Origin of the sequence: Bradyrhizobium sp. LB8.2 (genome assembly GCF_040548035.1) — a bacterium.
Classification (GTDB): Bacteria; Pseudomonadota; Alphaproteobacteria; order Rhizobiales; family Xanthobacteraceae; genus Bradyrhizobium.
This window is the reverse complement of the sequence record NZ_JBEPQV010000001.1, coordinates 139,532-164,049: the sequence shown is the minus strand read 5'-3', so window position 1 is coordinate 164,049 and position 24,518 is coordinate 139,532. Positions and strand designations below refer to the sequence as shown.

Genomic DNA, 24,518 nt, shown 5'->3' with positions numbered 1-24,518 from the left:
TTCGCTAGTCAACCGTACGAACGATCGTTCGTTTCAACTCCGCGCCTTGAGAAGCGGAGAGCAAATTTGGGGAGACGACGTCATGGCGCGCTTCGCCCGCCTTCGCGCGGCCTGCATCCTGTTGCCGATGCTCGCAACAAGCACCGCTCAGGCCCAAAGCAAATACGATCCCGGCGCCGACGACAAGACCATCAAGATCGGCACCACCGCGCCGCTGAGCGGCCCGGTGTCGGCCTTCGCCCAGATCGCGAAATCGGCGGAGGCGTATTTCCGCAAGGTGAACGACGACGGTGGCGTCAACGGACGCCGCATCCAGATGATCATCGCGGATGATGCCTACAGCCCGCCGAAGACGGTGGAGCAGACGCGGCGGCTGGTCGAGAGCGAGGAAGTGCTGCTGATCTTCGGCGGCGTCGGCACACCGACCAACAGCGCCGTGCACAAATATCTCAACGACCGCAAGGTGCCGCAGCTCTTCCTGGGCTCGGGCGCGGCGAAGTGGGACGATCCAAAGAATTTTCCGTGGACCGTCGGCTGGCAGCCGACCTATCGCGACGAGGCGATCGCCTACGCCAGATACATCAAGGCCAGCCATTCCAGCGCGAAGATCGGCGTGCTCTATCAGAACGACGATCTCGGCAAGGATTATCTGAAGGCGCTGGAAGAAGGCCTCGGCAGTGGCGAGGCGATCGTGGCGCGCGCGGCCTACGAGACCTCGGCGCCGACCGTGGACACCCAGATCCTGCAACTGAAGACCGCCGGCGCAGACGTGGTGCTGGTGGCGGCAACGCCGAAATTTGCCGCGCAGGCGATCCGCAAGATCGGCGAGATTGGCTGGAAGCCTGTCACCATCATCTCCAACGTCTCGGCCTCGATCAGCGGCGTGCTGGCGCCGGCGGGCAAGGACAATTCCACCGGCGTCATCTCCAGCCAATATCTGAAGGATGCGACCGACCCGGCGTCGAAGGACGATGCCGGCTACAAGGAATGGCTCGCCTTCATGGACAAGTACCTGCCCGAGGCCAACAAGAGCGACTGGCTCAACGTCTATGGCTACACCATCGCGCAGACGCTGGTCACCGTGCTGAAAAGTGCCGGCAACGACCTCACCCGCGCCAATGTGATGAAACAGGCAACGACCATGAAGGACGTGCGCCTGCCGATGCTGATCAACGGCACCGCGGTCAACAATTCGCCCGAGCATTACACGCCGATGACGAGTCTCCAGCTGATCCGTTTCGACGGCACGCGCTGGGTGCCGTTCGGCGATCTCCTGAAGAACTGAGCAAATGCGGCAGGTCCGGATCGGCAGCATGCGGATCGACCTCGTCAGCGAGATCCCCGCGCTCGCGTTCGACAAGACCTGGCTGTTCGCCAACGTCACCGACGAGGTGATCGCGGCGAACCGGAGCTGGCTCGATCATCGCTATATCGAGCCGGAGACCGGCCGCTTCATCCTCAGCCACCATTCGTATCTCGTGCGCACGCCGCGCTGGACTGCCATCGTCGACACCTGCTGCGGCAATCACAAGCAGCGGCCGCGCGTCCCGGCTTGGAACAACCTCAACCAGCCCTATCTCGAAAACATGCAGGCGCTCGGCGTCAAGCCCGAACAAGTCGACTTCGTGATGTGCACGCATTTGCATGTCGACCACGTCGGCTGGAACACGCGCCTCCTCGACGGCCGCTGGGTGCCGACCTTCCCCAGCGCGCGCTATCTGATGGGCCGAGACGAGTACCGGCATTTCGAAGCCGCGCACAATGCCGCGCCGAACAACCCGGTGAACCACGGCTCGTTCGAGGATTCGGTGCTGCCGGTAGTCGCGGCGGGCCTTGCCGAGTTCGTCGAGACCGATCATCGCTTGTTTAGCGATCGCGATGCCGCCTTGCGCTTCGCGCCGGCGCCGGGCCACACCGCCGGCAACATGCAGATCCATCTCAATGGCGGCCACGATCACGCAGTGATGTCGGGCGATGTCATCCATCATCCGATCCAGTGTGCTGCGCCGTGGCTGTCGAACGCCGCCGATGTCGATCCGGCCGCTGCGATCGCAACGCGGCTCGCGTTGCTCGAAGAGCTCGCGGATACGCCGAGCTATCTGCTCACCGGCCATTTTCCGGCGCCGACCGCCGGGCGCGTGATCCGGCATGGCGAGGCATTCCGGTTTCGGTTCGAGGATTAGGGGAAAGACACCATGAAGCTGCGCACGATCACGCTCTCATTGCTCGCATTGCTCTCGGCGGCGCTGCCTGCGCGCGCCGAGGATCCAGCCGCCTATCCCACGCACAAGATCAGGATGCTGCTGCCTTATGCGGCCGGTGGCGGCGGCGACGTGATCGGGCGGCTGCTCGGCGATAAGATGGGCAAGACGCTTGGACAGAGCGTCTATATCGAGAACCACACCGGAGCTGCCGGCACGCTCGGCACGCAGATGGTCGCGGCGTCGGCGAATGACGGCTACACCATCACTGTCGGCGGCATGACCACGCACGTGCTGGCGCCGGCGATCTATCCAAAACTGCCCTACGATTCGATCAAGGATTTCACGACGATCGGGCGCATCGGGACGTCCTCGATCATGCTGGTGGCGACCAAGGACTTTGCCGCCAACGACATCAAGGGCCTGATCGCGCTCGCCAAGAAGGGCGAGCCGATCCAGTACGGAAGCTGGGGCGTGGGCTCGACCGGACAATTCTGCGCGGAAATCCTGATGCAGCAGACCGGAATCAAGATGGATCACGTGCCGTTCAACGGCATCGCTAAACTGGCCGGCGATTTGCTCGGCGGCCACATTTCGCTGGCGACGCTCGACATGGCGACCGCGACGCCGCTGGTGAAGGACGGCTCGATCAAGGCGCTGGCTGCCTGCGGCGAGCGCTCGCCAAGCCTGCCGGATGTCGCAAGCTACAAGGAACAGGGCGTGCCGTTCGACCGCAGCCTGTCCTGGGCGATGTATGCCCCCGCGGGCCTTGCTCCGCCGATCGCACAAAAATTGTCCGCGGCGTTGAAGGACGCACTCGGCGATGCCGAGGTGAAGCAGAAGCTTCTCGGCCTCGGTATCACGCCGCAATTCGTGCCCGGCGACGAGCAGCGCGACATCAACGCCCGCGATATCGCGGCCTGGAAGCAGGTTGCCAAGGATGCGGGCATCGAGGTCAAGTGAGCAAGGAACGTAGCGGAAAGCTTGCGTGCGGCCATCCTTCGAGACGCCCGCCTGCGGCGGGCCCTCAGGATGAGGTCCCGTTTCGCGGCAAGGTATCAGACCCTCATGGTGAGGAGCCCGCAAAGCGGGCGTCTCGAACCATGCAGGCCGAACTCGCCCGACAGCGTCCCGCTGTCATGTGCGATAGTGCTGACGTGATTGGACTGACAAGGGGAGCGCTGGCATGAGCCGCATCTTCGGCGCCGTGCGCCAGAACGGATATGTGGTGCGGGACATCCACGCCGCGATGAAGCACTGGATCGAGGTGATGGGCGTCGGTCCCTGGTACTACATGGACCGCGTCAAGACCGACTGGTTCCGGCATCGCGGCGAAAATTCCGCCGTCGAGATGAGCATTGCGCTGGCCAATTCCGGCGATCTCCAGATCGAATTGATCCAGCAGCGCAACGACGCGCCCTCGCTGTACAGGGAGTTTCTCGATTCCGGCCATGAAGGCCTCCAGCACATGTCCTACTGGAGTCACTACTACCAGGCGCTCTACGACAGAGCGCTCGGGCTCGGCTACAGGATCGGCCATGAGGGCCAGATCGGCGGCGACAAGGGGCGCTTTGCCTATTTCGACACTCAGGCCCACCCGGGCACCGTGATCGAGATCTCCGACATCAGCGGCACCAAGGGGCCGTTCTTCGAGCGTGTCAGGCAGGCGGCGATGAACTGGGACGGCACGCGGCCGATCCGCGAGGTCGGCGGGACGAAATCGTAGGGCAGGTCACCGACCGGGTCCACCTCGCTGCTGGCGCGGTAGACGGCAATCCATGGTAACATGAGCCTCGTGTCCGAACCTTCAGCGAGGCAAGCATGTCCAACACTGACAAGGTTTTCGCCGGCTCGATCCCAAAACTCTACGACGAATATCTGGTACCGATGATCTTCGCCGTCTACGCGGAGGACATCGCAAGACGTGTCGCGGCCCGCTCTCCCTCCGTGCTGCTCGAGATCGCGGCGGGCACGGGCGCAGTGACGCGCGCCGTGGCGGCGGCGTTGCCGCGCGGCGTCCGTTATGTCGCGACCGACCTCAACGAGCCGATGCTGGCGGTCGCGGCGCAACGTCAGGCAGATGACGATCGCATCTCATGGCGCCAGGCGGACGGGTCGGCCCTGCCCTTCGGCGACGCCGCCTTCGACGTGGTCTGCTGCCAGTTCGGCGCCATGTTCTTTCCGGACCGCATCAAGGCTTACGGCGAAGTGAAGCGCGTCCTGAAGGGCGATGGCACGTTCGTGTTCAACGTCTGGGATCGCATCGAGGACAATGTGCTGACGCATGAGGCAACGGTCGCGCTCGAAAAGCTGTTTCCCGATGACCCGCCCCGTTTCATGGTCCGGACGCCGCACGGCTATTACGACAAGGCCGTGATCAGAACCGACCTCGAACGCGCAGGCTTCCATGACATTGCGATCGAAACGCGATCCGAGATAAGCCGCGCGCCGTCGCCCGAGTACGTCGCAATCGCCCTCTGCCAGGGCACGCCGCTGCGCAGCGAGATCGAGGCAAGGGATGCCAGCAAGCTTCAGGCTGCAACGGACATCGTTGCCGAGGCGATCCGGACGCGCCATGGGTCCGGAGCGGTCGAGGGCAAGATCCAGGCTATCGTGATCGAAGCGCGCCGGTAGCGGCGGGCTTCGGTCTGGCGCGCCTTACCAAAAACTCCGCTGCATCGGCTGTGCGGGCTGATAATACTGATACTGCCCGCCGCGCTGGCGGCGCGGATTGACCGGTTGCGGGGCCGGCTGCTGGAAAAAGAAACCAAAACCGTTGCCGCCATTGTCCCAGCCGTCGTCGCTTGCCATTTCCATCGGCGGCGCCGCCGTCGGCTTGCGCGTGATGAAGCCGCCCTGCGGATGGTTGCTCAGCACGGCAACGAACTCGGTTCGGTAGTTGGTCTCGGCGCTCAGCGGCTCGTCCGAGATAACGATCGACGAGCGCGGCAATGCCGTCGGCGCGATGCGATCCCACACCTCCTGCGGGATGGTGATGCGGTCGAGCGCGTCCTTGGCGTCGTCGCCGCTTTCGATCGTGACCACGCTCCAGCGCAGGCCCGTGTCGTTCTTCGCCATCGCCGTGAAAATATGCGTGCCGAGCGGCTGGTCCGGATTGCGGATGGTGACGGGAACCTCGATGCTGGTGTCGAACACCTCGCCGCCGCCATCCGGCGCCGGCTTGTGCGTGTTCCGCCGCACGTAGAGTTTCTGCGTCGCACGGCTGATGTAGACCGAGACCGGCTCGAGCGCGAGTTTTGCGTCGGTCGCAGCCTTCACGGCATCCGCCTTCTTCGTCGCCGCGACCTTCGCGGCTTCCTTGGTGGCGGCGACGGCGTCGCGCTTCGGCTGCGCGGCCGCCTTGGCAGCATCAAGCGCCGACGCAGCGTCGGCAGCCTTGGTGGCAACCTTCTGCTTCAGCTCCTCGGCCTGCGCCCGCGCCTGATCGGTCTTGGCAGTCGCGAGCTTCTTGTCGGCGAAGGCGAGTTCGGCGTCGGCGCGGGTCTTCTGCTGTTCCAGCTTGCGCAGCGATGCCGGGAGCGAGGCGGCGTCTTTCGCGGCGGCCGAGGCGGCCTTCTTGGCATCATCGGCGGCGCGGGTGGCCTCCTCGGCCTCGCCGGAGAGCTTGTCGATCCGGCCGGGCGCGGCCGTGATGGCCTCCCGCTTCGGTACGAACAGCGAGGGGTGGGAGAAATCGACCGGGGCGGCGTCGTTCGGCGAGATGATCACCCGCATCCCGATGTTCGTCCTTTCGAACAGGCCTTCCGCGAAGCCAAAGGGCATGCGCACGCAGCCGTGCGAAGCGGCATAGCCGGGCAGCGGCCCGCCATGCAGCGCGATGCCGTTCCAGGTGATGCGCTGCATGTTCGGCATCCAGGCATCGTCATACATCGTCGAATGGTGGTCCTTGTCCTTCTCGACGATGGCGAACACGCCGGCGGGCGTCTCGCGACCCGTGGTGCCCGTGGACACCGGCGCGCGAAAAATCCAGCCGTCGGCGTCGTAGAAGGTGACCTGCTGGCTCTTGATCGACACGATTGCCATGATCGGCTCGCCGGCCGCGCGCGGCGCCACCGCCTCGGCCGGCTGGCGCGCCTGCTTAGCCGCGATGGCCGGGGACGCCGACGCCAATGCGACAATCGCCGCCAAGGTCGCAATTCCGGGAGGCCCCCAACGCCGCATCGTCATGGTGGATTGCGTCGTTGTCAGTCGGTTTTTCATGCCATCCTCGGTCGAAATGCCAGTCCGTTGTGCCGTCACGTGTCAGATTGCGATCTTTACATTAAGAAATCGCAGCCGCCTTACGTTCCGTCTGTGGCGAGATTCGGCACGTTCCGGCGACAAAATCTCTCATATAGGACGGCTCGCGCAGGCGGAAGGGCGGCGTGCAGCCGTGGCTGGCCCGAAGCTGGCGGTCTAACGCGGCGGCAGAATGTCCGGGGTTCGGTGACGCAGCTGGCGCCCAGGCCGGGCGCCGAGGCCCCGACGGACGCATGCTAAACGCCCAGCGCCTTACGGTTGAACGTTCGCAGGAAACGCAGCGACAGCGTCCGGACATTTGCGACATTCAGCAACCAGGCGCCAGCCGCATAAGCGAGCCCGCCGGCGAGGCTCACGACGACGAGCGGGACGAAGCCGGAGCCATCGACCTGCGGTCGTGCAACGAGAATGGCAACCGCCATCGCCGCAGCGGAGGCGGCAACACCGGCGAGGCGGTGGAGATCGAACGGGAGCGGGTGGGCGCGATGCATCAGGACGACGGCAACAAGGAGGCCGATCGCCTCGGTCGCGAGCGTCGCCAACGCCGCGCCGTAGAGGCCGTAGCCGGCCACCAGCGCGAACATCAATGCCACGCTGACGACCAGCGTGAGGAAAGACTGCGCCGCCAGCATGAACGGCCGTTCGGCAAGCTGGAAGCTGATCTGCACGTAGAATTGATTGGCGATGCCGAAAAAGCGCGCGAGCACCAGGGTCGGCAGCAGCGCCGACACGCCGGCGCGAAAGTCGACGCCGACGAGCGTGCCGGCGACCTGATCGGCTGCAAGCGCGAGCCAGACGGCGACGGGCGCGACCACGACGAGCAGCAGTTCGAGGCTCTCGCTCAGCCGCTCCCGCGTCGTGTCGTTGTTTTTCTCCGACAATGACCGGAACACCAGTGGCACGGTCGCCGCGGCGACGCTGGAGGCAATCATGACCATGAACTGGCGCGGCAGATCGGCGGCGACGCCAAAGATGCCGGCGGCGTCCTTGCCGAGCAAATAAGCGACAATGAGCCGGTCGCAGGCCGAATAGACCGCAACGGACAATCCGGCCAGCGTCAACGGCAGACCGTAGCGCGCAAGCTGCATGAACTGGCTGCGCTGGAACCGCGCGATCCTGCTGCGGTCGCCGACGAGGTTGAGGATGATCCCGGTGAGCGAACCCAGGCCGAATGCGGCGAGCAGCCCCAATCCACCCCAGCCGAGCCAGACGCCGAGCAGGCCAAAGCCGACGCTCGACACGCTGCGCACGATCGAGATCGCCGCAAACCTGTAGGGACGCAATTTGGCGCGCTCGAACTCCTGGCCGACATCGACTGCGTTGGCCATGATCGCGACGAACATGCTGGCAAGCAGCAGCCCGACGCTGAGATCGCTGCGGAACAGGAAGACCAGCGGGGTCGTGGCACAGAGCACAGCCACGGTGAGCCCGAACGCAACCATCGCCGTGCCGCGGAAATCGATCTCGGCCGACATCGCCTGATAGCGCGACACCGAGAGCTTGATCCAGGCGAAGAAGATCGCGCCCAGAATGCCGGCCAGGCTGATGCCGACGACATAGACGCCGTACTCCGCCGGCGTCAGCAGCCGTGTGTAGGCCGTGACGGCGAAGAAGCCCACGGCCGCAGGCAGGATGTAGGCGACCAGATAAATCGAGAAATGGCGATTCAGCATGCGAGCACGGGACCGGCAACGATGTTGATAGTGTGACGGCCGTTAATCAATCGGACCTTGGCGGGGCGAACGAACTGCGCCGCAGCATCTCTCAAGAGTGTCACATAAGTCTGGAGATCGGGCGGCCAATGAGGCTTTGAGGCCGCTTTCGCGCGGTAGCGTTAAATTTGCCCTTCCCGGAACGGGAGCGCGCGATCCTCAAAAGGAACCATGTTTCGTAGATGGCAAAGTTAACCCAACGAGGGAAAACCCCGGCGTTGCAAGGCACCGCTTGGTACGATGGCGCGTGGGCTCGATAAGGAATGCCGTGACCAGGCTCGACAGACGCGAATTTCTCCTCGGCAGCGCCGCAGCACTCGCCGCGGGCACATCGGCGTCCGCAGCACCGGCATCGAAACTCGCCCAGCGTCGTCCGGGATTTGGCGCCGCGGCCACGCTCTGGGACCTGCAAGCCGATCCGAGGCTCGGCGAAGCCATCAGCACCTATTGCACGCAGGTGGTTCCGGTGCTCGAGCTGAAATGGCCGATGCTGCGCCCGGACGCGCACACCTTCGCCTTCGAACGCGCCGACGCGATCCTGGACTTCGCCCGGCAGAACGATCTGACGATGCGCGGCCACGCGCTCGCCTGGTATTACGACATTCCGGACTGGACCAAGCAGATCAAGGATTCCAAAGGCGTCGAGCGCGCCTATGTCGATCACATCGGCACCGTCGTCTCCTATTATAAAGACAAGCTGACGTCGTGGGACGTCGTCAACGAGCCGATCCCGGACAATCCCCGCAGTCCAAAAGACCGGCGCGACACGTTCTGGACCCAGCACCTGGGCAACGGCTGGATTCCGCTGGCGTTCCGCACGGCGGCCGCTGCAGATCCTTTCGTCAAGCTCGCGATCAACGAATACGACATCGAGTCCGCGAAGGACTCGTTCATTGCGAAGCGCGCGGCCTACCGCAATCTCATCATGGACCTGCTCGACCAAGGCGTGCCGTTGCACGCCGTGGGGCTGCAATCGCATCTGCACGCCGAGCTCGAGATCGACACCCATGGGCTCGCAGAATTCGTCACCGAGCTGCGCTCCTGGGGCCTTGAGGTGCTCGTCACCGAACTCGATGTCGACGACCAGAAGCTGACGGGAACGCCGGCAGAGCGCGACGCCGTCGTCGCCAAGCGCGTCAATGACCTCCTGACCGCGATCTCGACCAGCGGTCCGGTACGCTCGATCCTGACCTGGGGACTCTCGGATCGCTATAGCTGGATCAACGGCACCTTCGCCCGTGCCGACAAGCAGCCGAACCGTCCCCTGCCGCTCGACGGCGAGTTCAAGCCGAAGCCATTCATGGACGTGATCAGCAAATTTACGAGAGACGCTTAAGCGCGCTGTTCTTCAGCGCGTCTTGGTCGGTACTTCAAATTCAACCGCATCGCCCATGTGATCGGGCGACAGGCTCGGACCGCGACGGTCGCGCGAGTTCAGCCGGAACACATCGCGGATGTCGTCGATCGAGGTCGACGAATAGGACTGGATGCAGAGCGCGACCTGCTCGGGCAAAGCGGCGCGCATCATCGCTTCGATCGCAGGGCGGTCGAGGCGCGTGTCGTCCCAATGCGAGACCGCGATGCTGTCTTCGGTGACCCGATGGGCGGCCAGATGCGCGGGCGAGTTCGCGACGAAATGGCCGTACATGAGATATTCCGAGAACTTCTTCTTCCGGCATAGTGCCAGAACCCAGTTCAATCCCGTTGCCGACTTGATCGCGTCGGTCATCGCGCGCGCGGTGTCCTTGTCCCAGACCAGCGCGTTGCCGACATAGTCGTCGGCGGGGAAGGACCTGTCCTTCACGCCGAGGAGCTGGTCGACCGTGCGCAGCCACAGGCCGTGCAGGGGCGCATCGGCGCTGATGGCCTTCGGCGTGACGAACAGCGGCGTCTTCTCAGCGCCGGCGTACTGGTCGACGTCGAATTCGCGGAAGAACAGATTGTCCGAATCCAGGATGCAGACGCGCTGCTCCGGCGCATTGAGGACGCCGGCGATCTTGAGGATCTGCTGGATGTGCCAGCCATGGACGGGTGACGACAGCAGCGAGAGCCAGACGCGCCGTTTGCTGATGAACTGGAGAGCCGGCGGCAGCGCCCAGAGCCATTTCGGCAAATAGCGCGAGGCCGGAACGATGACACGCTTCTCAGAAGCGAACCGCGCGAACAGCGGCAAATCCTCATCGTTAACGAGAACATAATGCCGCGTGTAGCCCGTCAACCAGGTGTCGATGCTCTCGCTGAGCAGCGAAAAGCGTTCGATATCCTTGGCGTAGCTGGCGGTCAGCAGGGCAACGGAATGCATGGCGCGCGCTCGTATGGCGATCAGGCCGTAGTCATAGCGGCGTCGAGACGCATTGGATACTTACATTCGCAATCAAGGTAAAATGAAACAAAGCATTAGCCATCCAACGGCAACCCCTGCTCGATGCCGCGAAAGCGCAGCGGCGCCAGCGCCGAGGCCCGCTGCCACCAATCGGCGACGCGGTCGTCGAGCGCGGTCACACCTCGACCCTGGCCGGGGAAGATCCGGATCTGCTGCACCGCCTCGGCTTCGAACCCCTTGCCCTTGCGCGTGATCTTGAGGGCCGCGCCTTCGCGGTCCCGCTGGGTCAGCGGCACCAGAAGGCGGCCGCGGGGGCGAAGCGAGCGGAGCCAGAGCGGATGCGGAGACGAGAAACCGGCATGCACGATGATCACGTCGGCGGGTTCGCCGATGTCCTCGCATCCGTCAGCACGGACGACCGCGACGTTGCGATAGGCGCGAAGATAGGTCGCGGCGCGCGCCGCAAGCCGCTCGTCGCATTCGATTGCCTGCACCCTGCCCTTTGGACCCACGATCTTCGACAGCACGGCCGAGAAATAGCCGAGCCCGCAGCCGATCTGGACCACGCGGTCTTTTTCCCCGACGTCGAGCAAATCGATGAAATGCGCCCACAGGCTCGGCAATCCGGTATCGAGCTTGCGGCGCGCATCGATCGCGACCAGCACATTGTCCTGGAGATGAACGGGATCGGCATCCGGCGTCAGCCGATAGCTGCGCGCCGCCTCGCTCTTGATGCGCCAGGGTCCCTTCGCCAAAAACTCCTCGCGCGGAACGGCGGCGAGGGCTTCGAGCAGACGCGGTGAGGAGATCCGTTCGCGCTTTGCGATCAGCTCCACGTAACGCGCACGCGCGGCGGCAAGATCGCTCATCTCACGGGATCGGCCTGTTCACGAACAGGCGCGTCCGCGCCGAGCTCGTTGATCAGTTGCATCGCCTGTTTCAGGTCCGGCGTGTAAAAGCCCTCGCTGAACTTGCCGACGATCGGTGCGAGCAGGAGACTTGCGTGCTCGCGCTTGCCGGCTTCGTGCGACAGGCGCGCGAGGCTGACGGCGGTGCGAAGCTCCCAGGACAGCGCGCCCTGCTTGCGGGCGATCTCCAGCGACAGGCCGAACAGTTCTTCGGCCTCCTGTACCGAAGCCGGATCGCCGTCCGACAGGGTGATCTCGCCTTGCAGGCGGTAGACTTCGGCGAGGTAGGAGTGATCGCCGGTCCGTCTTGCGGTCGCGAGCGCGCCGTCCAGCGCGCGTAAGGCGGCATCGCGCATGCCGACCTTGGCGTAGGCCTCCGCGAGCAGGCAGCGGAACCAGCAGCCGGCGAGCCAGGAATCCATCGCCTCGTATTCGTCGAGGCCAAACCGCATCTGGCTGAGGCCTTCGTCGGCCTCGCCGAGCTGCGCCAGCGCCCAGCCGCGCAGGATCGTCGCCTGCTGCTTCCAGTGCAGGAAATTGTGCTCGGTGGCGATGATCATGGCGCGGTTGGCGTGGTCGCGCGTGCCCTCGACATCGCGCAAGTGCTGGCAAAGATAGGCGCCGAACACGAGCGCGAAGGCGAGCGTGAAGGGGTGGCGGATCTTCTCGGCGTTTGCGATCGCCTGCTCGCTGTGCTGGCGCGCCGCGTCGGGCCGGCCGAGGAACCACAGGAGATAGCCGAGATAGGACAGCGAGACGACGCCGGGATCAGTGCCGTGCCGCTCCATCAGGTCGGAGTGCAGATCGGGGCTGTAGAGGTTGATGCAACGGTGCAAATGATGCTGGGACGCGGCAAAGCGCCCGCGATAGAGCATGGTCATCGCGATCGAGCGGTGCGCCTCGATCAGATAGCCGGTCTGCTGCGCCGGCTGCGTCCGCTCGTTCAGCCGCTCGCGCTTGGCGAATTTCAACAGCTCGACACTGAGATCGTGCGCGCGGGTGAGATCGGCGCGGATGAAATGACAGACCCAGAGCCCGCGCGTGGCGGCGAAGGCCTTTTCGTCGTCGTCGAGCTGCTGGCCGAGTTCGAGGGCGCGGATGTAGTTCTCCTCGACCTCCTGCACGGCATAGCCCTTGGCGGCGATCAGTGCGTTGCCGAGCGCGATGCGCAGCTCGAGCTCCATCTCGTCGGCGCCCTGCATGCGCGCATTGGCTTGGACGACGCTTAAGCCCCGGCGCAGATGGCCGATCGCCTCCAGATTGGCGCCGCTCTTGGCCGCTTGCTTGCCGGCCTTGAGCCAGAAGCTGGCGGCCCCCTCGCTCTGGCCGGATTCGGTCAAATGATGGGCGAGCAGCTCCGGTTCGCGCTCGGTCTTCTCCGGATACATCTCGGCGAGCACCTGGGCGATCCGGGAATGCAGCTTGCGCCGCTCGCTGTGCAACAGGCTCGCATGCGCGGCGTTCTGGATCATCACGTGCTTGAAGGAGTAGAGCGCGTCCGGCGGATGGCCGCGGCGCATGATCAGCCCGGCCTCCTCCAGATGATTGAGCGCGGCCTCGATCTGTTCGGCGGGCGTATTGGCGACCGCGTGCAGCGTCTCGTAGGAGAATTCGCGGCCGATGGTGGCGCCGATCTGCGCGATCCGCTTGAACGGCCCCATCCGGTCCAGTCGCGCCATCAGCGAGTCCGTCAGCGTCGCGGGGATCGCGAGCTGCCGCCACGGGCCCGACAGCACGTAGCGCCCGTGCCGCTCGGTCAGGAGGTTGGATTCCAGAACCGTCTTGGTCAGCTCTTCCAGAAACAGCGGCACGCCGTCGGTCTTGACGATGATCTCCTCGACGACCTCCTTGGGAAGCTCGCGTCCCGCCACGCGCTCGACCAGCGTCGCGCGCAACTGCCGGCTCAACCGGTTCAGCACCAGCGTCGTAATGTGCGAATGGGCGCTCCAGCTCGGCTGGAATTCGGTGCGCGCGGTCATGATCACCAGGATCGGCCGGTTCTGTGCCCGGTCGACCAGGAGATCGATCACCTCACGGGAAGTCGGGTCGATCCAGTGCAAATCCTCGAATGCGATCACCAGCGGCTGCTCGCGCGCAAGGCCGAGGAAATGATTGACCAGCGCGGCGACGGTCGCATCCTTTTGCTGCTGCGGCGACAGCTCGAGCGGCGGATAGCGGTCACCGATCGGAATGGACAACAGCGCGGCCAACAGCGGCGCAACCTGCTCGATGTCGCCATGAGCGGCGGAGATCGCGATCTCCAGGTTCGCGAGCGACTGCGCGGACGCATCCTCGCGATCGAGACCGAGAGAGAATTTGAGCTGCTCGGCGAACGGATAGAACGCGGTGGAGGTGTAATAGGGCGAGCACTGGAACGAGACCTGTCCATGGCGGTCGCCGGCGATCCGCTCGAAGATTTCCTGGATGATGCGCGACTTGCCGATGCCGGGCTCGCCGAACTTGACCACGACCTGGCCGTCGCCCTCCTTGACCTGCTGCCAGCGGCCCATCAGTAGCGCAATCTCTTCCTCGCGGTTGACGAGCGGGGTCAGCCGCGTGCCCATGGCAGCGGCGAAGCGGGTCTCCACCCGCGACGCCCGCATCACGTGCCAAGCCTGCGCCTTGTCCGAGATACCCTTCAGCGCGTGGACGCCGAGATCGCGGTAGTCGAACTTCCCCTTCAGCAGCGACTGGGTCGAGGCGGAAATCACCACACCGTTGGGCGGCGCCAGACCTTGGAGGCGCGCGGCGAGATTGACGGTTTCTCCGACCGCGGAGTCGCGCTCTTCGGTGCCCTGCCCGACGAGGTCGCCAACCACGACGAGACCGGTCGCGATGCCGATGCGGACGGCGGGTGAGTGGCTGAGCGCACCACGCGGCTCGACCGCGCGCGCTGTCGATAGCACCCGCACGATCTCGAGCCCCGCGCGCACCGCGCGCTCGGCGTCATCCTCATGTGCGGTCGGATAGCCGAAATAGACCAAAATACCGTCGCCGACGAAGCGAGCGGCAAAACCTTCGTAATGCTTCACCACGCGGACACAGGTTTCGCGGAAGCTCGCGATCATGTCGCGCACGTCTTCGGGATCGAACTGCACCGACAGCGAAGTGGAATCCACCATGTCGCAGAACATCGTGGTGAGCTGACGCCGCTCGGCCCCGACTTCCGTGCGGGGTTGAGGGCGAGCCGCCGCGTCGGACTTCTCCGCTGTTTCGGCCCGGAACAACGCGGTCATGGCCCGCTGGAGCCGCTTCCGATCACCGAGCGGCAATCCGAGCTCGACCAGATCGGATTCGGTCAGATCTTCCATGACGTCGAGATCGAGACGGTGCTCTGCGAAGAGATCGGTATAGTGGCCGAGACCGACGCCTTCGAGCCAGCGCTTCAGCCCGCCTTCCGTTCCCGTGACCGGCTCATTCTCCAGCATGGTGATTTCTGCCCGACCATCACTCCGTCGAAGCGCTTAGGGCCCCTCAACCACAGATTTTGGGGCCAAAACTTCACCTCAGACTGGACGCGTTCCCTTACTTCTTGGAAGAATAGCCCAATCGGATCAAAAGGGAACGGAATTGTCGGACGTCACGCTCCCAGCGCCGCAGGGGTCAGCCAGCACAACGGCCGAAACGAAGATATTCGCGGATATCGGCGGCCTTCTCGATTTCCATGCCCGCAAGACGCCGGCGGCGCCGGCCCTCCTTGCCCCTGGGCGGCCGGTCCTCAACTACGGCGCGATTCGCGACCGGACGCAGGATCTCGTCCGTACGCTGCGCGGGCTCGGCATAGTCCCTTCCGACCGGGTCGCGGTTGCGCTGCCGCGTGGCGCCGACAGCGCACTGGCCCTGATCGCGGTCGCCTCGAGCTGCGCCTGCATTCCTGTCAATCCCGACCTGACGGCGGACGAGCTGCAACGCTATTTCAGCGAATTGAAGTTGACGGCGCTGATCACACGGGCTGATACGAACTCGGCGAGCCGTGACGTCGCGAAAGCGCTCGATATCGCTGTGATCGATTTCATGCCGGGGCCGCAAGACGATCTCGGCGGCTGCACGTTCGTCGGACCGGAGGTTGGGCCGGCAAACAACAGCGGCACCTCGCGCGGCGACGACGACGCGTTCATCCTGCTGACATCGGGCACGGCAGCGCGGCCGAAGATGGTGCCGCTGACGCACCGCAATGTGTGCCTCTCCGCTTACAACGCCGGCCGCGTGCTGTCGCTGACGTCGCACGATCGCCTGCTCAACGCGCTACCTCTGTTTCACGCCCATGGTCTGATTTCCGGTCTGCTGACGGCGTTGGCCGCGGGCTCCAGCGTGATCTGCACCGACGGTTTCGACGCATCCTCCTTCTTCGGCTCGATGCGGCAGCTGCAACCCACCTGGTACACGGCGGTGCCGACCATCCATCGCGCGCTGCTGACGGCGGCGGAAGCGAACCCGGACCTTGCCCGATCGTCGTCGTTGCGCGTGATCCGCTCGGCCTCCGCCTCGCTTGCGCCTGCGATCCTCGACGGGCTGGAGGCGACGTTCGGCGTTCCCGTGCTCGAAACCTACGGCATGACGGAGGCGGCCTCGCAGATCGCGGCCAATCCGTTCGAACTGCGCAAGGCCGGATCGGTCGGCCGCACCGCGGGCCCCGAGATCGCGATCATGGATGAGACTGGCCGTACGCTCGCGAGCGGCGAGCACGGCGAAATCATGCTTCGCGGACCGAATATGAGCCGCGGCTACTATAATGACGAGGCGGCAACACAGGCGGCCTTCCGCAACGGCTGGTTCCGGACCGGCGATCTCGGCTATCTCGACGCCGACGGCTATCTCTTCATCGTTGGCCGTATCAAGGACGTCATCAACCGCGGCGGGCAGAAGATCTCGCCGCTGGAGGTGGAAGAGGTCCTGCTCAGTCATCCCGCGGTGCTGGAGGCCGGCGTGTTTGCCGTCCCGCACCAGAAGCTCGGCGAGAATGTCGCCGCGGTCGTGGTGCTTCGGCCGAATTCCGAGGCGACCTCGGATCAGTTGCGCCAGTTCGCGCGGAAACGACTCGCGGCCTACAAGGTGCCGAGCCTGATCCGCAGCGTCGCCACGCTGCCGAAAGGCGCCAGTGGCAAGGTCAAGCGCAATGCGCTCGCCCAGCTGGTCGTGACAGTGGACGGCGGCGACGAGACGCGGCTGCCACGAACCGAACTGGAGACCCAGCTCGCGGGGATTTGGGCCGGGCTGCTGGAGCTGCCGCAGATCGGCGTCGATCAGGACGTGTTTGCGCTCGGCGCGGACTCGCTCGCGGCCACACAGATGCGCTCGCGCCTGCGCGAACGTTTCAACGTCGATTTCTCGTTCGAGGACATCTTTGATTGCGCCACGGTCTCAGCCCTGGCGGCCCGGGTCGAGACCGCCACAACCCATCGCGAGACGATGCTGTCGGCCTGGCGCAAAGCCGCGGAAACAGACGCGCCGCTGTCGTTCCAGCAGCAGCGGATGTACGTGCTCTCGCGGCTCGACCCAACGCGCTACAATTATAACGTCGTCGAAGTCGCGCTCCTCAAGGGCCAGGTCGACGTCGCCGCGCTTTCTGCTGCCCTCACTGCGGTCGCTGCGCGCAATGAGGCACTGCGGTCGGTCTTCGTCGAACGCGAGGGTGAGCCGGCGCAGCTGGTGCTGCAATCGGCGCCGCGGTTCGAGCGGATCAAGCTCAAGCCCTGCCCCGCCGACAAGCGAGCCGCTGTGATCAGGCGCGAGGCCCTCAAGCTCGCGCAATATCCGTTCGACCTTGCGCGCGAGCCGCCGCTGAAGGTCACGCTGCTGTCGTTCGACAAAAGCAGCCACGCGCTGGTGGTCAACGTCCATCACCTCGTCACCGACGGCTGGTCGCAGCGGCTGTTCTGGGAAGAACTCGCCGCCCATTATACGGCCGCGCGCAAGAACGACGTGGCGGCACTGCCTTCGCCCGCCTTCCAGTATCGCGACTTTGCGCTCTGGCAGCAGAGCTGGGCGCAGACGCCTGCCGCCAAGGAGCAACTCGATTACTGGCGGGCGCAGCTCGACGGCGTCACCACGCTGCCACTGCGGACCGACCGGCCAAGGCCGGAGGTCTGGAGCGGACACGGTGCCCGTCGCTATCTCGAGTTCTCCAGGACTCTGTCGGCCGACCTGCGTGCGCTGAGCCAGAACCAGGGCGTCACGCCCTTCATGACCCTGCTCGCGGTGTTCCAGTGCCTACTGTTCCGCCACACCGGACACGAGGATGTCGCGACGGGATCGCTGATCGCCAACCGTAACCAGATCGAGAGCGAGCGGCTGATCGGGCTGTTGGCAAACACCCTGATCCTGCGCAACGATTTTGGCGGCGATCCGAGCTTCGGCGACATGTTGCGACGGGTGCGGCAGGTCACGCTCGATGCCTACCGCAACCAGGACCTTGCGATCGAGGAAGTCCTGCGCGCGCTTCAGATCGCGCGCCGGAGCGACGGCAATCCGCTGTTCCGGATCATGTTCATCCTCCAGAACGCATCGATCGAGGCGGCACGTTTCTCCGGCCTGTCGACGCGGCGGATCGAGATCGATCCAAAGGTGGCACGATTCGACATCACGCTCGAACTGGTCGAGGCCGCCGGCCGTTTCACCGGATTCTTCGAATACGCCACCGATCTGTTCGACGCAGCGACGATCGAGGGCATGGCCGCTCAGTTCAAGACTCTGCTCAAATCCGTCATCGCCAATCCGGAGCAGCGCATCTCGCACCTGCCACTCCTGACCGCGGCGGAACGCCGGCAGCTGCTGGCGCAAGGCCGCGGCGTGCCGGCCAATGTCACCACGCGCGACAACCTAAGCGAACGCTTCGACCGTCAGGCCAGGAAAACGCCGAACGCGATCGCGGTGTCGGACGGCAGCACATCCCTGAGTTATCGCGAGTTGGCGCGCCGCAGCCAGGCGGCCGCGCGCTGGCTGGCCCGGGAGGGCGTCGGTGCCGAGGCCGTGGTCGCCTTGCTTGCGGATCGCGGGCCCGACCTGCTCGCCGCGATGATCGCCGTGCGGCGGGTGGGCGCGGCCTTCCTCAATCTTGATCCCGACCAGTCGCCGGCACGGCTCGCGACCATCCTCGGATCGAGCTGTGCCCGCATGCTGCTGACCGGACGCGCGCAGTCATCCATGGTCGAGGCGCTGCTCGAACCGCTGGTCGAGCGCATCCAGGTTGCCGCGCTCGAAGACGCGATCACGCCAGGGGTGACCAAGCCAGCCCGCGCGGCGCGGCGCACGGCTTCCAGCCTCGCCTATCTCATCTATACTTCCGGATCCTCCGGCGCGCCGAAGGGCATCATGATCGAGCAGCGCGGGCTTTCGAACCATCTGGCCTCGCTCATCTCCGAGCTCGGCCTCTCGTTCCGGGACGTGATCGCGCAGACCGCGCCGCAGAGCTTTGTCATCTCGGTGTGGCAGTTCCTCGCGGGGCCCATGGTCGGCGCGCGCGTTCATGTCTGCGGCAGCGCGACCGTGCGGGACCCGATTTTGCTCGCGCGGGAGATCGAGCGCGAGGGCATCACGGTGCTCGAGATCGTCCCATCGCTGCTGCGCGTGATCCTCGATCGCATGGACGAGGCACCGATCCGACGCGCCTTTGCGAGGCTGCGCCTCCTGATCTCGACCGGCGAGCCGCTGCCGGTCGATCTCTGCAAGGCCTGGTTCGCGCGCTGTCCGAAAGTGCCGCTGATCAATGCCTATGGCGCGTCGGAATGTTCCGACGACGTCTCGCTGCATCGCCTGACCAAGCCGCCGGCGACCACGACGGGCAATGTCCCGGTCGGCGCGCCGCTGCCGAACACCCAGCTCTACGTGCTCGACGCAGGCCTGCAGCCGCAACCGGTCGGCGTGACCGGCGAGCTCTGCATCGGCGGCGCCGGTGTCGGCCGCGGCTATGTCAACGACCCCGCACAGAACCGGCAGCGCTTCCTGCCCGATCCGTTCTCGCGCAAAGCAAGCAGCCGGCTGTACCGGACCGGCGACCTAGCCCGCCGCCGCGCCGACGGCACGATCGAATGCCTCGGCCGCGCCGACCATCAGGTCAAGGTTCGCGGCTACCGTATCGAGCTCAAGGAGATCGAGAACGCGCTTGCCGACCATCCGAGTGTGCGCGCCGGCATCGTCGAGCCGCGTCGCGAAACAAGCGGCGATGTCAGGCTTATCGCCCATGTCGTCGCAAGGTCCGGCAGCCGGAGCAGCGCCGGCGAGCTGCGCGAATTCCTGAAGAGCCGGCTGCAGGGCCATGCCATCCCGTCCGCCTTCCTGTTCCTGGATCGGGTACCGCTCAACGCCCATGGCAAAATCGACCGGACCGCGCTGCTGGCGCCGGCGCAGCAGGAAGCGCCCGAACCTGATGCGGCCGTGCCGGCGCGGGGCTTCACCGAAAAGGTGCTGTCCGACATCTGGATCGACCTGCTGAAGGTCGAGAGCCTCGGCGTCACCGACAATTTCTTCGACCTCGGCGGCCATTCGCTGCTGGCGGGCCAGGCGATGGCGCGCGTCGCCCGTGCCCTCGGCGTGTCGCTGCCGATCAAGACCATCTTCGAGGCACCGACGATCGAAGAGCTTGCCCGGCGGATCGACGAGGCCGCGGCGGCAAAGCCGCGCAAGCCGGCTGCAAGCGCAGCAAGATTGGCGAGAGCGAGCCTGGCCGAAAGCGGCCCTCCCGCGCTCTCGATCGCGCAGGACCAGATGCTCCGGATCGAGCAGAATCTTCCCAGACTGCCGCTGTTCAACCTGCCTTTCGCCTTTCGTCTCCAGGGGCCGCTCAATCTGGCCGGCCTGGTGCAGGCGATCGACGATGTCGTGCACCGGCACGAATCGCTGCGAACCAGTTTCGGCTGGAGCGGCGGGGAGCCCGTCAGCCGCATCGCCGCGCCCGGCACCTTCGGCCGCGTTCTGACTGTCGAGACGATCGGCGATGGTCAGCCCCACAACAACAAGCGGCGCAAGGCGCTGGAGCTCCGCAAGATCGATCTCCTGATCGAACAGGAGACCTATGCCCCGATCGACACCACGCGCGCGCCGCTGCTGCGCGCCCGGCTGTTGCGGCTCCACGACGGCGATCATGTGTTGCTGCTGACGCTGCACCACGCAATCGTCGACGGCTGGTCGATCGGCGTGCTGTTCGAGGAATTGTCCCACCGCTATGCGGCGCTGGCCGGCTATCCGTCGGTGCCGCTGCCGAAACTGCCGCCGGCCTTTTCGAACGTCGTGCGCTGGCAGCACTGGTGGTGCGGCACCGATGCCGCCCGCCGTCAGGCGGCCGAATGGACGGAGAATTTGCGCGGGGCGACACCCGTTTTCGACGGGGGATCAAGCCCGGGCGCGTCCACGGGACACCGTCCGGTCAGTCTCGAACGTGAGCTGATCGGCCGGCTCACCGCGTTCGCCGGCCAGCACAATTGCACACTGTTCATGTGCCTGCTGACCGGCCTGAAAGCCCTGCTGCTGGCGCGGACCGGCCACAACGACATCTCGATCGCCACCGCCATGGCCAATCGCGCCCAGCCGGACACCGACCGGATCGTCGGTCCGTTCGAGAACACGGTGATCGTTCGCACCAAAATCACGCCGGAGCTGTCGTTCGTGCAGGCCCTGGCCCGGGTCCGTCAGAGTGTGCTCGATGCGTATGCGCGCCAGGAGCTGCCGTTCAACATCCTGGCCGATCATCTGGAGCAGGAGGGGGTCAATCCGGCCTCGCTGCTCCAGGTCTATTTCACGCTGCAAAATCCGCTGCGCCAGCCGCTCGATCTGCCCGATCTCACGGCGGGGTCGATCGGCAACATCGCGCGCGAAGGCCAGCCGGTGCTGCCGATCGACCAGACCTGGCTGTCGCTGATGCTCAAGGAGCGGCCGACCGGAATCACCGGTTCATGCAATTACAAGAGCGAGCTGCTCGATGGCGCTACGGTCGGCCTGTGGATGGAGGATCTCGTGGCACTGCTCGGGGCCGCCGTCGCTCAACCCACCGCGCCGCTCGGCCGATTGCTCAATCGCAGGGCGGCATGACCGGCCGCAAAGCACGGGCGAATACGGGTTCACTCGCCATAGCTGTGAATGACCAAGTTGCATCTTGATTATTTGGCGCCACCGCGCAAGATTATTCTCGCGTTTTGATTTGGACGATTATTTTCAACCGGGAGCGTTAGTTATGGGTTTCATCAAATTTACCAAGGGCGCCTCGTTGAGCGACAAGGACCGCAAGGCCCTGCAGAAGCTGCTCGGCGCCGAGAAGAAGAAGCTGCAGTCCGCGCTGAAGGACGTCGACGCCAGCATTTCGATGCTCGGCAGCTCCAAGAAGGCCAAGAAGAAGAAGAAGTAAGGCTCGGCGGCCCGGACGCCGCTCGAAATCTTCAGGCTTCAGTTTCGGAAATGGGCCGCTCGCTTGCCGAGTTGGGGTCTCGCACAAGCTTGCGCCCGTAAACCGACCAGCAATCGACAAGGATTCGCCCGAGTGGACCGCTAGAAGCGGTCCGCTCAGTTGATTCTTGCTCAGTTGATTCTTCCGTCATGGCAGGGGATTTGGCCCCGGCCTGACGCCATGGGCCCAATTGATGGCAGACGACAGGATTGAACTGTTTGTCGAACTGATCGAGACTTTTGACGCGCCGGGTGCGGTCGATACGTGCCGGCGTTTGCTCTCGGTCGACGAACGGGTACGAGCCGACCGCTTCAAGTTCGAACGGCACCGGCGGCAGTATGTTTTCGCGCACGCGATGTTGCGGCTTGCGCTCTCGCACGTCGCGCCGAATGTCGCGCCCACCGACTGGTCATTTGCGGCCGGGCGTTACGGAAGGCCGTTTGTCGCATCGCCCAAGATCTCGAGCGCGCTGCATTTCAGCCTGTCCCATGCCGATGGCTGCGTTGCCTGCGTCGTGTCAGGGCATGAGACCGTCGGCGTCGACGTCGAGACCGTGTCACGGCGCGTCGCGCCGCTGTCCACCGCGCTTCGGTTCTTCGCGCCGGAAGAAGTCGAAACCCTGCGTGGACTTCCGGAGCCCGCCGCGATCGAGCGCTTCTTCGACTACTGGACGCTCAAGGAGGCTTATTTGAAGGCCAGGGGTTTCGGCCTCAATTTGCCGCTCGACGCTTTCGCGATGCAGGTGTCGCGAGAGGCGATCGAGATCAGCTTCAAGCCCGATATCGCCGACGATCCGCAGGGGTGGCGATTCCAGCTATTCTCGCCGTCGCCCTCGCATCGCCTCGCGATCGCCGACGGCTCCCGCGCCACCGGCGGCCTGCCCATCACCCGCAATGCCTGGCCGATCCAGGAAGCGGCTGAATGACGCCGCCGCGGCTGCGCGTCTTTCCCGCGATTTCGCGCAACCGCGATCCCGAGAAATATGTCGGCGAGCTGATGCGCGTGGCCCAGTTTGCCGACCGCAACGGCTTTGAAGGCATCCTTCTGTTCGAAGGCAACGACGTGTTCGTCGAGCCCTGGGCGATGGCCCAGCACATCATGGCAGAAACGACGCGGTCTTCGCCGCTGATCGCGGTCAATCCGGTCTACATGCACCCGTTCACGGCGGCGAAATTCGTCTCGTCCTTTGCGCAACTCCATGGCCGCAAGGTCTATCTCAACATGATCACGGGCACCGCGGTCAGCGATCTGCAGGGGCTGGGCGACGAGCAGTCGCATGCCGACCGCTATGTCCGGCTCGGCGAATTCGTCGCGCTGATGCGCCAATTGCTGGCAAGCCCGCGGCCAGCGACTTTCGAGGGCCGGTTCTACCGCGCAAGCAATCTGCAACTGCGGCCGCGCCTGCCGCCGGAGCTGATGCCGGAATTTCTGGTCGCCGGCCAGTCCGGGCCGGCACAGCGCGTGGCGAAGGAGACCGGCTGCATCAAGATGCAGATGCTGCCGCCCGATCTCGAAGGCGGCCTCGATGTATCAGGCATGAATTTTGGAATTTTTGCGCGCGAGGGACGCGACGAAGCCCGGCAAGCGGCGAAGGTGCGTTTCCGCGACAACCCCGACGATCGTGAGTTGCTCGCGCTCACCGTGGCGAACAGCGATTCCGTGTGGAAGCGGCGCCTGTTCGAGGGCCAGAGCGGCGAGCTCGCGGACAATGGCTACTGGCTGCTGCCGTTCCTGACCTTCCAGGCCGATTGCCCCTATCTCGTCGGCAGCTACGCCGAGATCGGCGCGAAGCTGAAGGAGTTTGCGGCGAAGGGGCTGACCACGATCATGCTCGACATGGTCGCAGACGAGACCGAGATGCAGCACGTCTGCAAGGCGCTCGCGGCGAGCGGGATGTTTTGAGGTCAGACGCCGAGCGGACTGAGCCGTGCCAACGGCTCGCTGCCTTCCGGCCGCCGTAGAAGCTGCATGACATGCCGCTTCAGGCGCACGAACTCGGGCTCGGTCACAAGATCGTGGCTGCGTGGCCGCGCGAAAGGCAGCACGACATCCTCAATCACCCGGCCGGGCCTCGCACTCATCACAACGATGCGATCGGCGAGGAACAATGCCTCGTCGATATCATGGGTGACGAAGACCGTGGTGGTCGGGATCTTGCCCCAGATGTCGAGCAGGACCTCCTGCATCATGGCGCGCGTCTGCGCGTCCAGCGCACTGAAAGGTTCGTCCATCAGCAGCACCCGCGGCTGGTTGATCAGGACCCGCGCGATTTCGACGCGCTGCTGCATGCCGCCCGACAGTTGCGCCGGATAGAACGCCTCGAAGCCGGAAAGGCCGACCAGCTTCAGGATGGTGTCGGCGGCGCGGTCGCGCTCTCTTCTCGCCAGGCCCCGCATCTTCGGGCCGAAGGCGACATTGTCGCGCACCCGCTTCCAGGGAAACAGCGTGTGCTGTTGAAACACCATGCCACGGTCCGGACTCGGTCCCTGGACCTTCTGCCCATCGATCGCGAGTCGGCCGGCCGTAATCGGCAGATGTCCGGCCAGTGCGCCGAGCAGCGTGGACTTGCCGCAGCCGGAGGGACCGAGGATGCAGACGAGCTCGCCCGGCGCGATGGCAAAGTCGAGACCACTCACCGCCTCGAACGCATCGCTGCCTTCGCCGAGCGAGATCGAGACATCAGCAATGTCGATGCGACCGACGCTCTTCGCGTCGACATCCGCGACCCGAATGTTCATC

At 65.0% G+C, this 24,518-nt stretch carries 16 protein-coding genes; 10 read left to right on the top strand and 6 right to left on the bottom strand.

The genetic code is table 11. From position 1 onward, the window contains the following. Positions 1 to 82 precede the first annotated feature (82 nt). The 5 genes from ABIB06_RS00735 to ABIB06_RS00715 all read left to right on the top strand — a co-directional run bounded on the left by ABIB06_RS00735 (position 83) and on the right by ABIB06_RS00715 (position 4,835). Positions 83 to 1,285: an ABC transporter substrate-binding protein gene (locus tag ABIB06_RS00735; protein ID WP_354047492.1), complete on the top strand. Its 1,203-nt coding sequence runs from the start codon at positions 83 to 85 to the stop codon at positions 1,283 to 1,285. A 4-nt stretch (positions 1,286 to 1,289) separates the two neighbouring features. Continuing rightward, positions 1,290 to 2,183 carry an MBL fold metallo-hydrolase gene (locus ABIB06_RS00730; RefSeq protein ID WP_354047494.1) on the top strand — a complete coding sequence of 298 codons (894 nt, stop codon included), beginning with the start codon at positions 1,290 to 1,292 and terminating at the stop codon, positions 2,181 to 2,183. Positions 2,184 to 2,195: 12 nt separating this feature from the next. Continuing rightward, positions 2,196 to 3,164, top strand: a complete 969-nt coding sequence (locus ABIB06_RS00725) for a Bug family tripartite tricarboxylate transporter substrate binding protein (RefSeq protein WP_354047495.1) — start codon at positions 2,196 to 2,198, stop codon at positions 3,162 to 3,164. Positions 3,165 to 3,387: 223 nt separating this feature from the next. Next, complete coding sequence (locus ABIB06_RS00720; RefSeq protein ID WP_354047497.1) at positions 3,388 to 3,927, top strand: VOC family protein; 540 nt, start codon at positions 3,388 to 3,390, stop codon at positions 3,925 to 3,927. Between the two features lie 95 nt (positions 3,928 to 4,022). Beyond that, on the top strand, positions 4,023 to 4,835 hold the full coding sequence (locus ABIB06_RS00715) for a class I SAM-dependent methyltransferase (RefSeq protein ID WP_354047499.1): 813 nt from the start codon (positions 4,023 to 4,025) through the stop codon (positions 4,833 to 4,835). A 24-nt stretch (positions 4,836 to 4,859) separates the two neighbouring features. Here ABIB06_RS00715 and ABIB06_RS00710 read toward each other — a convergent pair whose 3' ends face one another. Further along, positions 4,860 to 6,422: a L,D-transpeptidase gene (locus ABIB06_RS00710; RefSeq protein WP_354125551.1), complete on the bottom strand. Its 1,563-nt coding sequence runs from the start codon at positions 6,420 to 6,422 to the stop codon at positions 4,860 to 4,862. A gap of 275 nt (positions 6,423 to 6,697) precedes the next feature. Continuing rightward, on the bottom strand, positions 6,698 to 8,134 hold the full coding sequence (locus tag ABIB06_RS00705) for a lipopolysaccharide biosynthesis protein (protein ID WP_354047500.1): 1,437 nt from the start codon (positions 8,132 to 8,134) through the stop codon (positions 6,698 to 6,700). Between the two features lie 307 nt (positions 8,135 to 8,441). On the opposite strand from ABIB06_RS00705, the gene ABIB06_RS00700 reads away from it, so the two are divergent. After that, on the top strand, positions 8,442 to 9,509 hold the full coding sequence (locus tag ABIB06_RS00700) for an endo-1,4-beta-xylanase (RefSeq protein ID WP_354047502.1): 1,068 nt from the start codon (positions 8,442 to 8,444) through the stop codon (positions 9,507 to 9,509). Between the two features lie 12 nt (positions 9,510 to 9,521). Here ABIB06_RS00700 and ABIB06_RS00695 read toward each other — a convergent pair whose 3' ends face one another. The 3 genes from ABIB06_RS00695 to ABIB06_RS00685 all read right to left on the bottom strand — a co-directional run bounded on the left by ABIB06_RS00695 (position 9,522) and on the right by ABIB06_RS00685 (position 14,832). Continuing rightward, on the bottom strand, positions 9,522 to 10,475 hold the full coding sequence (locus ABIB06_RS00695; RefSeq protein WP_354047504.1) for a DUF6492 family protein: 954 nt from the start codon (positions 10,473 to 10,475) through the stop codon (positions 9,522 to 9,524). A 95-nt stretch (positions 10,476 to 10,570) separates the two neighbouring features. Then, positions 10,571 to 11,365: a protein-L-isoaspartate O-methyltransferase family protein gene (locus tag ABIB06_RS00690; RefSeq protein WP_354068812.1), complete on the bottom strand. Its 795-nt coding sequence runs from the start codon at positions 11,363 to 11,365 to the stop codon at positions 10,571 to 10,573. Beyond that, complete coding sequence (locus ABIB06_RS00685) at positions 11,362 to 14,832, bottom strand: ATP-binding protein (RefSeq protein WP_354047508.1); 3,471 nt, start codon at positions 14,830 to 14,832, stop codon at positions 11,362 to 11,364. The genes ABIB06_RS00690 and ABIB06_RS00685 overlap by 4 nt, the downstream gene beginning before the upstream one ends. A 142-nt stretch (positions 14,833 to 14,974) precedes the next feature. On the opposite strand from ABIB06_RS00685, the gene ABIB06_RS00680 reads away from it, so the two are divergent. From ABIB06_RS00680 to ABIB06_RS00665, 4 genes are all read left to right on the top strand, one after another. Beyond that, positions 14,975 to 21,427 carry a non-ribosomal peptide synthetase gene (locus tag ABIB06_RS00680; RefSeq protein WP_354068814.1) on the top strand — a complete coding sequence of 2,151 codons (6,453 nt, stop codon included), beginning with the start codon at positions 14,975 to 14,977 and terminating at the stop codon, positions 21,425 to 21,427. A gap of 142 nt (positions 21,428 to 21,569) precedes the next feature. Beyond that, positions 21,570 to 21,740: a hypothetical protein gene (locus ABIB06_RS00675; RefSeq protein WP_247348931.1), complete on the top strand. Its 171-nt coding sequence runs from the start codon at positions 21,570 to 21,572 to the stop codon at positions 21,738 to 21,740. Between the two features lie 232 nt (positions 21,741 to 21,972). Further along, on the top strand, positions 21,973 to 22,704 hold the full coding sequence (locus ABIB06_RS00670) for a 4'-phosphopantetheinyl transferase family protein (RefSeq protein ID WP_354047511.1): 732 nt from the start codon (positions 21,973 to 21,975) through the stop codon (positions 22,702 to 22,704). Then, a complete protein-coding gene (locus tag ABIB06_RS00665) occupies positions 22,701 to 23,681 on the top strand; it encodes an LLM class flavin-dependent oxidoreductase (RefSeq protein ID WP_354047512.1) in 981 nt (326 codons plus the stop codon). The genes ABIB06_RS00670 and ABIB06_RS00665 overlap by 4 nt, the downstream gene beginning before the upstream one ends. Before the next feature lie 2 nt (positions 23,682 to 23,683). Here ABIB06_RS00665 and ABIB06_RS00660 read toward each other — a convergent pair whose 3' ends face one another. Then, the gene (locus tag ABIB06_RS00660; protein ID WP_354047514.1) at positions 23,684 to 24,517 is read right to left on the bottom strand and encodes an ABC transporter ATP-binding protein; all 834 of its coding nucleotides are present in this window, start codon (positions 24,515 to 24,517) and stop codon (positions 23,684 to 23,686) included. Position 24,518: the final 1 nt, after the last annotated feature.